Genomic DNA, 12,869 nt, shown 5'->3' on the forward strand with positions numbered 1-12,869 from the left:
AACTACTGACTCCTTAACGAGCGCACGGCTCCTGGACGGGGTCATCAACGGGAAGTCGCGTAGCGGGCCATGAGCGGCCCAAGGTCTCAGTACTCTGCAGGCGTTCAGAACCAAGCCCAGCGGATGAACCCCGGGAAGCGTGGCCCCCCACCAATGACTGAGAGCTCTGTGGCCGGCCTGTGCCACATCACCGTTCGTGCCCCTGCCAAGACGATAGACCTGGCTGTACCCGCCGATGTGCCGGTTGCCGACCTTCTGCCGACCGTACTGAGTTACGCGGACGGTGACCTGGAGGAAAACGGCCTGGAACACGGCGGCTGGGTCCTGCAACGTCTGGGCGGAGCCCCTCTCGACGAGGAGGCGACTCTCGAGACGCTGGACCTCAAGGACGGGGAGGTAATGTACCTTCGTCCCCAAGCCGATGCCCTGCCGGAGGTGCGCCTCGACGACCTCGTCGACGGGATCGCCGGGGTCACAGGGGAACGGCTGCACGGCTGGAACCCTCAAGGCAGCCGCCGTGTGCTGCGCTGTGCGGTGGTCGTCTGTGTGTTGACGTCCCTGGGAATACTGGCCTGGCCGTCGGGCTCGCTCGCCCTGCGCGTCGCGACCACCGTCGTCGCCGGGCTGCTGCTCCTCGCGGGTGCGGCCTCGGCGAGCCGGGCAGTGGGCGATGCGGCAGCCGGTGCGACGCTGGGAATCCTGGCGGCGCCGTGCCTGGCGTTGGCGGGCTGGCTGCTGCCCGGAGGAGAGATAGCGGGCCCCCAGGCGCACCACGTGCTCGGCGCCCGGTTGATGGCCGCAGGTGTGGCGGCTGCCGGAGCAGCCGTGCTGGCGGTCGCGGCGGCGGCCGTGTACACGCCTTTCTTCATCGCCACAGCGCTGATCGCGATCCTCTCCGCGGCCGCCGGGGCGCTGATGAGCGTCTTCCATCTGCCCGTGGACAGTGCTGGCGCGGGGGTGGCCGCAGCGGTCGTCGTTTTCGGCAGCTTCGTACCGGTGCTGTCCTTCAAACTCGCCGGCATGCGGATGCCCGCTCTGCCCAACAGCGCCCGGCAGTTGCAGGAGGACATCGAGCCCTACAGTGGCCGTGACGTCGCCGTCAGGACCGAACTGGCCAGCGACTGGATGACCGCCCTGTACACGGCCACCGGGGTCATCTGCGCCGGCACCCTGGTCGCTCTGGCCCACGCGCCCGGCCTGGCCGAGACGCTGACCGCGGCGGCACTCTCACTGCTCCTGCTGCTGCACGGACGAGGCATGGTCAACGTATGGCAGCGCCTGGCCCTGGTGGTGCCGGGCATGTGGGGAGCCGTCCTGCTGGCCGTCGGCAGCGCGGCAAGCCTTGCTCCGGCCGACCGGCCGGCCCTGGTCATAGGGCTGCTGGCACTGGCCGCAGTGCTGGCCGTCGCCTCATGGACCGTGCCCGGCAGGCGCATGGCGCCGCACTGGGGCCGCGCGGCCGAACTGCTGCAGTCGCTCCTGGCCATCAGCCTGCTGCCGCTGACGCTCTGGGTGCTGGGCGTCTTCGGTGCCCTCCGGGCGATGAACGGCTGAACAGGCAAGGACCGGGAGGGATACGAACCGATGCAGTCCAAGCGTGACCAGGTACAGGCCCACACGTTCGCCATGGGCAGACTCACCGCGGGCATGCTGCTCGCCGACCCCGATGCTCCCGAGAGTCCGACGGGACGTACCACCCGTGGTGTGTTCATCGGCCTGCTCGTCGCGGCGCTGATCTCCGCGGGCGCTTTCGTCTACGGGCTGATCGTGCCGGGCGGGAACGACTCCTGGCAGACCGGGAACAGTCTGATCGTCAACAAGGACACCGGAGCCCGCTACCTGTACATCGACGGCCGCCTCAGGCCGGTACGCAACTACGCATCGGCCAGACTCATCGGCGGCGCCGACCTGAAGACCACCGACGTGCGCACGCCATCGCTGCGGGGAACCCCGGTCGGGGCCCCGGTGGGCATCCCCGGCGCCCCTGAATCCGTTCCAGCGGCGGACGACCTGGACAACGGCGCCTGGCATGTCTGCTCCACCATCAACATGTCCGGCACCGCGGACGGCACGGACACGACACCGACCGCGGTCACGACGCTCGTCGTGGGCGCCCCCCTGGAGAACAAGGGGGTCTCCGGTGACCAGGGACTCCTGGTGACCGGCCCGGACAAGGCGACCTACCTGGTCTGGAGGGGAAGCCGCCTCGAACTGGACAGGGCCTCCGGCGCCGCCGTCTCCCTGGGATACGGTTCCGTGACACCGCGGCAGGTGTCCGCCGCCTTCCTCGACGCCCTGGCCGCCGGCCCGGACCTGACCTCACCCGACGTACCCGGCCGGGGCGTCGCCGGGCCGTCCTTTGCCGGCCGCAGCAGCACGGTGGGACGGGTGTACCTGGCCGAACTGCCCGGTTCGGCCGAGCAGCAGTACTACCTACTGCGGAAGGAAGGCCTGGTGCCCCTGACGGCCACGGAGGCGGCCCTCGCCCTCGGTGATCCGGCCACCCGCGAGAACGCCTACGGGGGAGCCTCTCCCACGGCCGCGCCACTGAGCGCCGACATTCTCAGGGAGCACCTGGCGCCCGGCACCGCCGACACGCCACCGGTCTCCAAGGGGCTGCCCGAATCCCCGCCCCGCGCGGTCTCCGTGCCGGAGGGAATGTCCGCCTGCGCCCGGGGTGAGTCGGTCGACGGCCTCACACGTATCACCATGGCGCTGGTGCCGCTGAGTTTCCTGGCCCCGGTCACCCAGACGGCCCCCGGAGAGTTCGCACCGGCGTGCCTGCCGGTTGACGACGTCGTCGTCCGGCCCGGCCACGGTGCCCTGGTGAGGGTGCTGGGCGCAGGTGGCACACCGGTGGGCGACACGACGTACCTCGTGGCCGACAACGGCGTGAAGTACCGGGTGCCGTCCCAGGCCGCACTCGAGGCGCTGGGATACGCGAGCGGCGATGTGGTGGCGCTGCCCTCCCCGCTGCTCTCCATGCTGAAGTCCGGACCGGACCTGGCCCCGGGCGCCGCCGCACAGGGTCGTACCGCCCCCAGCACCCGGACTTCCTGCGAAGACGTCACGGGCTAGGCCATAGAGCAGCCCGCCGACGATCGAGCTGTGCGAACAGAGGGACGCATGCCCCGGCTGTTCGATCACTGAACCTCCTTCATCCTGTGCCGCAGGGGTGAAATGAGCTGGTCAGTGGGGGGTGACGAGGCAGGGCCCCTCGTCGTCGGCGTGGTGATTCCACTCAGCACACCGGCGACCGGAGGGGCCCCGCTGGTTCCGTATCGAGCCATGCTCGACGTTCCTCACGAGCTGGTCGAGCATGGCTCCTGGCTCATCTACGCCCGAAGGCGTGAACTGAACTCGCCGTGGCGGAAGCCGGGCCGCTTCCCACAGGCCTTGCCCGCCCTGGCCCCTCTCCGGAAGAACGAGACATTCGCCCAGTCCGGCGCCGGTTTCGGTGCCTCAGAGACAACTGCCTGACGCTATGCCGACGAGGACCTGGACGTTCCCGCCTCGTGGGCACCCGGCCCGCACGAGGCCCTGACCGGCCTGAGTGAGGGCGACTTCGTCATCGTGGACGGCACGCCGATCCCGATCGACCGCACCGCTGCAAACGAGCCGTACCACTCGATGAAGCACCGCAGACACGGCATGAACGTGCAGCTCATCGCCCGTCCGGACGGCACCCCGCTCCGGTTCTCGCGCGCAGCCCCGGGACGCACCCATGACCTGACCGCGGCTCGCGCCCACCGCATCGTCCAAGCCGTCCACACCCTGCTGACCTGCACATACTCAGGGTGGAACGGTTCACTGAGAAAAGTTCCTCAGATAAACCTCAACCGAAACCGCTCTCAAGGTGAGCAGCCCTACTCTCCTTCCCGGCCCACAAGTACGCCCTCAACCACCAAGGGACGGGACTATGACAGGCAACATGCAGCAGTCGGACGCACGACTGACTCAGAACGGCATCGAGTCCCTCAATCAGGCTCGCAACGAAATCGTGAAGTCCCGACGGCACGTGGAGACCTTGAAGGAGGTCCTCAGGAGCAAGTACAAGGGCGGCGACGGCGCGGCGTACGGCGAGTTGCTGAGGCTGTGGGACGAGAAGTGCGCGATCGTCCAGAGGAACGTCGAGGACATGATCGACAAACTCGGCGGCAGCCGGCAGACGCAGGCAAGGACACAGGCCGCTGCGATGGACTCCATCGCCCAGGGCTCTGCCACGTCCCAGGCGGTCTTCGACGCCCTCAAGAACGCCTGACCCGATTCCTCGGCCCCCCGCCACACCTACGACTGAGAAGAGATTTGTGATGGACGACGGCTACATCTACGTCGATTACACGCACCTGAACGATGTCGGCGACTCCATGGCCCAGCAGACCAAGCTCATCGCCGGAATCGTGGAACGCCTGGAGACGGAGCTCCAGCCACTCAAGAACACGTGGATCGGCCTCGACGCCACGGAGTACCAGAACAGGCAGCGGGAGTGGGACGGGGCGGTCCTGGGGATGCAGCGCCTGCTCACCTCGCACGCCGGCCTGCTGGCGGAGATCGGATCCAGCTACAAGCAGAGCGAGAACCAACTGGCCGGCCTCTGGTCCCAGGTCACCATCGGCCGCTGAGTCGCTGAACTCTTCGGTCCGAAGCTGTTCGCCGTCCGGCCGCCGGGCCGGACGGCGAACAACCATCAGGAGAAAAGATATGACCGATCTGACGCAATTGGACGCCTCGCACCTGCAGACCTTCATCGACACCGAAGTGGCTGACTTCAACAAGGACCTTGAAGGCACCGAAAAGGACGTACCCGGAGGCGCCCGGGCCCTGAAGAGTCTCGTAGAGGGGTACCACACCCCCGAGGGGAATCACCTTCAGGAAAATCCCTATCTGACCATCGGGCTCATGGCGGCTGAAGGTGGGCTGGTGAAGGGAAATACCCTCGTCAGTCGGATAGCGGATGCCACCAAGGGGATCGTCGATGTCCTGACGGCTGAGCAAAACCTGTTCAAGCACATCGCCAGAAACCTGGAGGAGACGATCAAGGTCTTGCAGAAGAATCAGGACCAGAGTCTCACCGCGATCAGTGCGGAGAAGATGCTCGACCTCTTCTCCGATGTCGACAACGATCTGAGTGGCACACCTGCTTCGGGCAACTCCACCTCCAGGACGGCGTAGTTGCCGTCCTCCCTCCCTCCTCTTCCTACCCCAGGAGCGTGCTGCTGTGGCTGCCGAGCCTTCCTTTGAGGCCGACCCCGATGACTACTGGGGGAGGGCCGTGTCTCTCCTCACCGGCTACATGATGCCGAAGAGGAGCACGCTCTTCGACAAACTCAAGAGCGAAGGCGACATTCCCCTTTTCCGTATGGGCTTCAAGGACATGAGCATGAGACCGGTCATGCCCGAGGACTATGCGGCGATCAGTGGGTGGATGACCCATAAGGGAGAGGATTACGACCTGGTCTTCTACACGGCGAAGGGTCGCGACAGCGTGGAGATGCAGCGGGCCCGGATCGTGTTCATCGGGGTGCTCACCGATGAGAACGGCAGGGCGGTGCTGTACACGGGGCCCGAGAGCAGGAGGACGGGCGGCGAGTTCACGAGCGTCGTCGAGAAGGATGCGCAGTGGGACAGCGCGCCGCCGGCACGCTACATCTTCGGAGGCAGAGCGGCGCTCGAGGCGTTGCAAACAGGTGACCGGACCACCAAGAATTTCGCCTACAACGGATTGTCGGTCGCGGACGTCCATGCTGTCGATCTCAAGGCGTTCACGCGCACGGCGCAGGCATTCGACCGGGTGAAGAGTTTCTTTGAGAACCAGAGCGACACGCTGGAGCGATGGGAGAAGTCGCTGGGCGACGAGCAAGCGTCGTGGAAGGGGAAGGCGGCCCAGGTCTTCCACAACCTCATCGTTCAGGTGCGATCGAACTATGCCGACTACGTGGATCAGTTCGGAGGCAAGGATTACAAGGCCGTCAACACCACGCTCGATGGCTACAGGCCCCACTCCCGCTTCGGCGATGCCTTGGCGGGAGCTCAGTGGAACCTGGCGCTTCAAGCCCGCGTGCTCCTGAACGCATGGAACGCATGGGCCGCCGACGGCAAGAACGACCCACACCGGGCAGTGCTGGAAGAGCTGAACGAGGTGTGGAATTGGGTGGTGAAGAACAACATCAGTCAGGTGGGCAAGACCGAGTATCACGGCGGCCGCTCGGGCCTTTCGACTACGTACCACACCACCGAGGCCTTCAGCCAAGTCCACCCCAAATACGGAGACCTCGCGGAACGTAGCACCTACAGGAAGATCGCCGAGGCGGCGGTGGAACGGTGGAACAAGCGTGTTGAAGAAGTGCTCGAATACTATGCCCGTGATGCCCTGGCCAGTCTCAACAACCGCTGGCTCGACGCTGCGGCAGTCTTCACTCAGCCGGTGGAGAGCACCAGTCGCACCTCGCTGACGGAGGCCTGGCAGAAGGAACAGACTCAGCTCAACCAGGAGAAGCTCGACCAGACCAGCCAGGCCCTCACGGAGAGCCTCGCCGGCCTGGGCAAAGTCGTCACCGACTTGAGCAAGGGATCGAACGACCAGACCAGCCGGGCCCTCACGGAGAACCTCGCGGGCCTGGGCAAAGTCGTCACCGACCTGAGTAAGGGATCGAACGACTTCAGGAGTGAGCAGGGCGGCAGCCTCCAGAGCCTCAACGCCGATCCGGGCGGCCTCGTCGGAGGACTGCCCCAAGGCATGGACGGCCCGGGCAGCGGGCTCAATGGTTTCGGCACCGGCGGGGGGTCCGTGGATTCGGCAGGGCTGCCGACAACCGTGCCGCTGAATCCCCTGCTCGGAATCGGCTCGGCCTCCAGCCTGAACTCTGCCCCGGCCGGTACGAACAGCAGCCTCCGAAACCCGGACGGCAGCACCACCGTCCTCAACTCCGACGGGTCGTTGGCCACCATGCACCCGGACGGTGGCCTGAGCGTCTTCAACCCGGCCACCGGCACCATGACCATGACCTCGCGGGACGGGAAGACAAGCAGCACATCTCTTGACCCGGGCGTGGTGCTCGAGAATCCGGACGGCAGTACGACGACGCTGAACCCTGAGGGGAAGCTGACCACCATGTTCCCGGACGGGAGCAGCACGGTGGTTGATCCGTCGTCCGGTGAGGCCGTGACGACCCGTCCCGACGGCTCGGTGATCACTGAATTCCTGAATCCGTCGGTAGCCACTGGCCCCACGCCCGATGACAGCACGGCGCTGCCGTCGCATGCCGAGATCTCGGCCCGGCGCCCGGATCTGACTCGTCTGAACGACTTGGTGACCAGCACCGATCTCCATGGTGATGCCGGCGTGGGAAGGGGCAGCATGACCCTTCCAGCCGCCGCATTCGTGGCGGACGCGACCGATTCCTCCTTCACCTCCGACGACTTCGCGACTTCTCAGCTCAACCCAGCGGTCAGCCGGAGCGGTGACGACGGCACGTTGTCGTACGAGGAGGACGACAGCACCCCCTATTCCGGAGGCGCGTTGGGGGCGCCCCCGACCAACGAGTGGGCCTCCGAGACGGGGTTGCCGAGCGGCGCCGTTCCTCTGAATCCGGACCTCGCCGGTGTAACGGATGGTGCCGGCGGTGGCAGTGGCAGCGGCGGCACGGGCATGCCCATGATGCCGATGGGCATGGGCGGCATGGGTGGACCCGGCGGAGCCGGAGGGGGCGGTGGCTCGTCGAACAGCGAACGGGTCCGCAACGTTTTGACCGATGGCGACGGCGCCGCCGTGCGCAGGCCGAAGCCGCGTGCTGATACGGCCGAGGACGGCGAGGACAGGGCTTACGCCAGAGGAGGACGAACCACCACGTCGTCGTCCTACCTCCCGGCGGGCGGCCAGGGCACCCAGGGTGCCCAGCGGACGGAGACGAGCGGCCGGGATCGGTCCGGTTGGGAGCCCGAGGACGGGGACGTCTGGGGCGCGGACGAAGGTGGCGCTCCGGCGGTCATCGGCCGGTGACGTCGGCCAAGGGACAGGACAACAGGGCGAAGGAGGATCCGGTGACTGAACCGGCGTCTATGGAGAAGAAGCTGGCCGATGCGATGGCCGAGCTCGAAGCGACCCAGGAGGCGGTGGCCAAGGCTGAGGCGGAGCTGAGGGAGGCGTCGTTCACCGTGCGGTCCAAGGACCGGGCGGTGGAGGTGACCGTCGGTCACCAGGGCGAGCTCACAGCACTGAGGTTTCTGGAGGGCAAGTACCGGCGCATGGCGGCGGGGGAGCTTGCCGCGAGTGTCCTGGACGCGGCGGAACGTGCCAGGACGCAGATGTCCCGACATGTGATGGAGACGTTCCAGCCTTTCACCCAGCCGAGCACGGCGGTGCCGGAGCTGGCGGGAGTGGACATCGACTGGGCCGAAATCTTCGGTCCCGCGGTCCTGGAGGCACCGGAGCGGGCGGCCGGTCGCAGGGGCAGTGGCCGACTGCGTGACGAGATCCACGAGGACGGGGAGGACGATCACGATGTCTGATGCCAACGCCTATACCGCTGATACGGCCCGGATCCAGGGTGGTATCCGGCAGGTTCACGAGATCAGCACGGCGGCGCAGAGCATGCTGCGGAATTTCGAGAAAAGCCTGAAGCCGACCGCGGGCTGGCCCGGCGAAGACGACAGTTTCGCCAAAGCGACCAAGCCGCATGCGCAGAGGGAGAACGTGACGGCTGCGGAAACCATGCGGGCGATAGCGGAAGCGATCGTCGCCATCGCCGATGGCACCAGCGAGAACGTGAAGAACATCCGGTCCACGCAGGCCGGGAACCTGGATGCCATCCTCCGGTCGCCGGGCGGCAACTCCACTGGAACCAACGGCAGGAAGCACTGACTCCGGCACGGCAATCACATTCCCACCGCTGGTGAACAATCTGTTTGTTCGTCCTTGGAGGCGGGCGGCCGTCCATGGAGTCCGGTGCCCCGCCCCGGGGGATATTCCCGGACCGTGCCGCCGGGTGTCGAGCCCCTGCCGCATATCCAGGGCAATGTTCGTATGATCCCGTCGCACCGTAGGAATGACACGATGACCACAGCACAGCCTCAGGGCACCCAGAACATTCCGTCGCAGGCCGGGGAATCGGCAGCGGCGCAAGGAGACACGGCAACGGGGACGGTGGAGGCTGCGGGTTCACCGGCGGTGCTGCCGGCTTCCCCGGCCGGAGGCGTTGCGACTGTGCTTCCCGTCGTAGGGAGTGCCGAGCAGGGGACTCCCGGTCCGGAGCCGGCGTCGCCGGTCGTCGGGGAGTCGGAAGCGGCAGGTGTCGCGGCAACCGCCGGGGAGGGCGGTGAGGCGGGAGCGGAGCCTGCTGCAGCGGTCGATGTGGAGGAAGAGTCAGGTGAGACGGCTGGTGGCATGGACAAGGCTGCCGCGGACGTCCCGCCTGGGCGGCCGCACAAGAGTCTGCTGGCCGGGGCTGCGATCGTGGGATCTCTTCTGGTGGCGGTGCCGTTCCTGGTGAGCAGCGGCGGTGAGGAGGAGGGCGTGGCTCCTGCGGGTGCGACGCCCGGCACGGTGCTGGGGGCTCCCGCGGGTAACGTCATGGCCGGCCCCATCGAAACAGCGCCGCCGACCGCGAACAGCACCTCTCAGAAGCCGAGTCCGAGCAAGAGTCCCGCTGGGCAAGGGCATGCCGAAGGGCCCCAGGCGGGAGGGGGGAGCGCTGCCGGGATACCTGTAGCCCGTGAGGTGGGGGGCAGTGGCCCTGCGTCGGCGGATAAGGATCCGAAGCCGTTGCCGCGGCCCAGCGCGGCTCGGACTCCGGGTAAGTCCGGGTCGTCCGGGGAGTCCTCCAGCCCGGGTAAGTCCGGGTCATCCGGGAAGTCCGGGAAGTCCGGGAAGTCCTCCAGGCTGAGTAAGTCCGGCTCTTCCGGGGAGTCCTCCGGTGTGCCCGGTGTTTCCATTCGCAGCCACCACTCGGGCCAGTGCATCGATGTCACGGACGGTGGGGGTGACGGTACGCCGTTGCAGATCTGGGGCTGTAGCGGAGCGGCACAGCAGACGTGGCGTTTCATGGGCGACGGGACGGTGCGTTCCATGGGGCTGTGCATGGATGTCGCCTGGGGGGCGACGGGCAACGGTGCCGTGATTCAACTGGCCAGATGCAGTGGCCATCCCGCCCAGCAGTTCCGGCTGAACTCCTCGCACGACCTGGTCAATCCGCAGGCTGACAAGTGCGTTGACGTGAGGGAGCAACAGGTGGCCAACGGCAGCCGGTTGCAACTGTGGGATTGCAACGGACAGGACAACCAGAAGTGGAGCGCCGGCTGAGGCTACCCGTTGCGTCGCCCGTGACAGAGAGAAGTCGGCCGATGCGGTGGCCGAGCTCGAAGCGACGCAGGACACGCCGGCCAGGGCTGAGGCGGGGCTGGGGGACTTTCCAGCCTCTCGTGCGGTCGAGCGTGGCGGTGCCGGAGCCGGCGGGCGTGGACATCGACGATCCAGGCCGGCGTCCGGCGGGTTCATGAGATCAGCGCTGCGGTGCAGCGCATGCTGCGGAGGTTGAGCGCGGTCTGAGGCTGATTGCGGGCGGCCGTCGCGATCGCCGATGGCACCAGTGAAAACGTGAGGAATATCCGGTCCGCGCGGGCCGGGAGCCTGGCCGCGATCCTTCGGTCGCCGGGTGGCAACTCCACTGGAAACAAGAGTAGGAAGCACTGAATCTGACATGGCAATCCAGGTCTCACCGCTGGTGAACAACATGCTGTTCGTTCTTATCGGCGAGCGGTTGATGCAGGCGAATGAGGACCTGGCTCGTGACAGTCATGCGGCGTTCAGGGGTTTGGCTCATGATGTCCGTGGTTTGTCGGATGTCATTGAGCGTACGGTTTCGGGTACTGCGAGGGCGTTGCCGCCGCAGGTGGGGAACGATTATCTGCGTGCCATGGGTATGTTCGTGGATACGGGTGGTACGGGGTATCTGAGGCAGTTCGCGGGGCAGTTGGACGATATTGCCGATGGCCGGGTGAAGACTTCGTACGACATTATGGAAGGCAAGTGGCAGATCAGTGCTGAGGTCATCCGGCTTCTGATCGAGCTGAAGACCCTTCTTTGGTTGTCGGCTGTCACGGGTGGTGCTACTGCGGGCAGGGCGGTGGTTGCGCAGCAGCGGAGTCGTGTGGCGGTGCTGCTGATTCTGCATCAATTGCTGAGCAAAACACATTTGCTGCCGGTGTTGAGTGAGGCGTTCGAGGAGGCTTTCCAGTCGTTCGCTGTGCGTCTGGGGATGATTGCTTTCACGTCAGGTGAGCAGAGCTTCAACGGATTCGACTGGGGGCAGATCGGGCAGGACGCGGTGTTCGGTGGTCTTGCCGGTGGATTCTTCGGCCGTATCGCTGGCGGCAACGAGAAGTTCTTGGCTCTGTTCCGTGATGACGTCAGGCGTGGTGCGTTTGCCAAGAGTGTTGCGGATGATGTGACGGTGAAGGTGGGGGCCGAGCCGGGGACTGGTCATGTGAACCAGGGGAGCGGTGTCGCCCGGCAGCCCCACGCTTCCAGTGTTTTCCTTGCCTCGGGTGGTTCGGAGGCGCTTGCGGAGATTCTGGGCAGTGGGTTGTTCCACGGCAACTGGGCGACCTCGTGGGACACGTTCCTGGGTGCGGGCGTCAGTGGCAATGTCGGCGAGGGGCTCAATAAGGGTGCGGAGAAGACTGGTCTGGCGATCAATCTGGCGTTCAACAAGGGCTTCTCTTCCGAGGTCCCTTCATGGCCTGCCGATGCGCAGAACGCCGGGGTGAACACGGTCGGTACCGACGAGGGTGACGGTGGCGGGGGCGCGGTGGGCGGTGGCGGTGAGGCAGCCGTCGGCGGCACGGGTGTCACGGGCGCTACGGGCAGTGAGGCGGCCGGCGTCGCTGGTACTGCCGGGGCTGCCGGTGTCACGGGCGCTGCTGTTGCTGGTGCTGGGGTGGTGTCTGGACGGGCTCCCACGGTGTCTGGTGCGGACGCCGGGGTCTCGGATGCGGGTGTTGTACAGGACCAGGGTGCGGTGAGGTCGGCCGGGGTGCCGTCGGCCGGGAGCCCGGGAAGTGCGGAGTCGGGCGGGGCTCGGCCGCGTCCGGCCGGTGAGGTAGGCACAGGGTCTGCGGCCGGGGGTGTCACGGAGGTCGCGGCACAGGCGCTGCCTGCCGTGGGTTCGAGTGGCACGGGCGTGTCTGCCGTCGCCGGGCGGCCTGCTGAGGTGGCGGCGGTGGGTGAGGGGCGCGCCCCGGCCGCTGAGGTGACCGCGGGGCTGGAGCCCGCGGAGCCGGTGCAGGTTGTGGCGGGTGCGGTTTCCGGCGGGGCTGGTTCTGCGGCGATGGGAGCGAGTACCGCTGCCGTTCAGGCTGCCGGCCCTGTGGCCGATCCGGGTCGGGTCGCCAACCAGCCGGTGTCTTCTGCCGGTCGGCCGTCCACGGTGTCTGAGCCGGCCGGCGACACGGGGCGTGCTCGTATCGGTGAGCGTAGTGAGCAGGCCGGTGCCCGGCCGTCTGGCCAGGTGAACCCTTCTGCCCGGTCCGGGGCTGCTGACGGCTCGGGCGATGTGGTCGCCGCCGACGTGGTGCAGCAGGCCGGGACCGATGAGCGGACCATGCCGGAGGCTGTCGATGCCGCGCGGCGGCCGGGCCACGGTGTGTTGTCCCTGGGTGATGGCCGGGTTGAGAACTCCTCGACGCAGGCCGGTGGGGCTGGGACGGTGCCTTCGGCGGGTCCGGGTGTGTTGTCGGGGGGTTCGTCCGGTCCGGGTCGGTTGTTGGGTTCGGGTGAGGTGCGTACGGATCGTTTCGTTCCGGGGTCGGGGGAAGCGTTCGTGGTGGAGGTGGGCGGGGACGGGTTGCCTGGTCGGGTGCTGCCGGGTGGGTCG

Annotated in this window: 9 protein-coding genes and 2 pseudogenes; all 11 read left to right on the plus strand. The window is 67.0% G+C overall.

Going from position 1 to position 12,869, the window contains the following annotated elements; all coding sequences use genetic code 11:
• Nucleotides 1-153 precede the first annotated feature (153 nt).
• Nucleotides 154-1,554, plus strand: coding sequence for a type VII secretion integral membrane protein EccD (gene eccD, locus ADK41_RS19045; protein WP_030822840.1), 1,401 nt, complete (start codon nt 154-156; stop codon nt 1,552-1,554).
• A gap of 30 nt (nt 1,555-1,584) precedes the next feature.
• A complete protein-coding gene (gene eccB, locus ADK41_RS19050) occupies nt 1,585-3,078 on the plus strand; it encodes a type VII secretion protein EccB (protein WP_030822843.1) in 1,494 nt (497 codons plus the stop codon).
• Nucleotides 3,079-3,228: 150 nt separating this feature from the next.
• Nucleotides 3,229-3,774 (plus strand): annotated as a pseudogene (locus tag ADK41_RS39500) (transposase family protein); the annotation flags it as partial.
• 145 nt (nt 3,775-3,919) lie between these two features.
• Complete coding sequence (locus ADK41_RS42165) at nt 3,920-4,261, plus strand: hypothetical protein (RefSeq protein WP_030822846.1); 342 nt, start codon at nt 3,920-3,922, stop codon at nt 4,259-4,261.
• A gap of 49 nt (nt 4,262-4,310) precedes the next feature.
• A complete protein-coding gene (locus ADK41_RS19060) occupies nt 4,311-4,622 on the plus strand; it encodes a WXG100 family type VII secretion target (RefSeq protein ID WP_030822849.1) in 312 nt (103 codons plus the stop codon).
• A gap of 79 nt (nt 4,623-4,701) precedes the next feature.
• The gene (locus ADK41_RS19065; RefSeq protein ID WP_030822851.1) at nt 4,702-5,172 is read left to right on the plus strand and encodes a type VII secretion system-associated protein; all 471 of its coding nucleotides are present in this window, start codon (nt 4,702-4,704) and stop codon (nt 5,170-5,172) included.
• Between the two features lie 46 nt (nt 5,173-5,218).
• On the plus strand, nt 5,219-7,999 hold the full coding sequence (locus ADK41_RS43945; protein WP_030822854.1) for an AAWKG family protein: 2,781 nt from the start codon (nt 5,219-5,221) through the stop codon (nt 7,997-7,999).
• A gap of 59 nt (nt 8,000-8,058) precedes the next feature.
• Nucleotides 8,059-8,508, plus strand: a complete 450-nt coding sequence (locus tag ADK41_RS19075; protein WP_030822857.1) for a YbaB/EbfC family nucleoid-associated protein — start codon at nt 8,059-8,061, stop codon at nt 8,506-8,508.
• Nucleotides 8,501-8,860 carry a hypothetical protein gene (locus ADK41_RS19080; RefSeq protein ID WP_030822860.1) on the plus strand — a complete coding sequence of 120 codons (360 nt, stop codon included), beginning with the start codon at nt 8,501-8,503 and terminating at the stop codon, nt 8,858-8,860. Before ADK41_RS19075 ends, ADK41_RS19080 begins: the two co-directional genes overlap by 8 nt.
• Nucleotides 8,861-9,913: 1,053 nt before the next feature.
• Complete coding sequence (locus ADK41_RS40930; RefSeq protein ID WP_158717647.1) at nt 9,914-10,297, plus strand: RICIN domain-containing protein; 384 nt, start codon at nt 9,914-9,916, stop codon at nt 10,295-10,297.
• Between the two features lie 397 nt (nt 10,298-10,694).
• Nucleotides 10,695-12,869: pseudogene (locus tag ADK41_RS19090) on the plus strand (hypothetical protein); the annotation flags it as partial.

This window comes from Streptomyces caelestis (genome assembly GCF_001279005.1).
GTDB lineage: Bacteria > Actinomycetota > Actinomycetes > Streptomycetales > Streptomycetaceae > Streptomyces > Streptomyces heliomycini.

What these genes read in the sequence shown, in the direction of transcription:
- eccD (WP_030822840.1), top strand. Translation starts at nt 154, where the DNA reads ATGACTGAGAGCTCTGTGGCCGGCCTGTGCCACATCACCGTTCGTGCC.
- ADK41_RS42165 (WP_030822846.1), top strand. Translation starts at nt 3,920, where the DNA reads ATGACAGGCAACATGCAGCAGTCGGACGCACGACTGACTCAGAACGGC.
- ADK41_RS19065 (WP_030822851.1), top strand. Translation starts at nt 4,702, where the DNA reads ATGACCGATCTGACGCAATTGGACGCCTCGCACCTGCAGACCTTCATC.
- eccB (WP_030822843.1), top strand. Translation starts at nt 1,585, where the DNA reads ATGCAGTCCAAGCGTGACCAGGTACAGGCCCACACGTTCGCCATGGGC.
- ADK41_RS19080 (WP_030822860.1), top strand. Translation starts at nt 8,501, where the DNA reads ATGTCTGATGCCAACGCCTATACCGCTGATACGGCCCGGATCCAGGGT.
- ADK41_RS19060 (WP_030822849.1), top strand. Translation starts at nt 4,311, where the DNA reads ATGGACGACGGCTACATCTACGTCGATTACACGCACCTGAACGATGTC.
- ADK41_RS19075 (WP_030822857.1), top strand. Translation starts at nt 8,059, where the DNA reads ATGGAGAAGAAGCTGGCCGATGCGATGGCCGAGCTCGAAGCGACCCAG.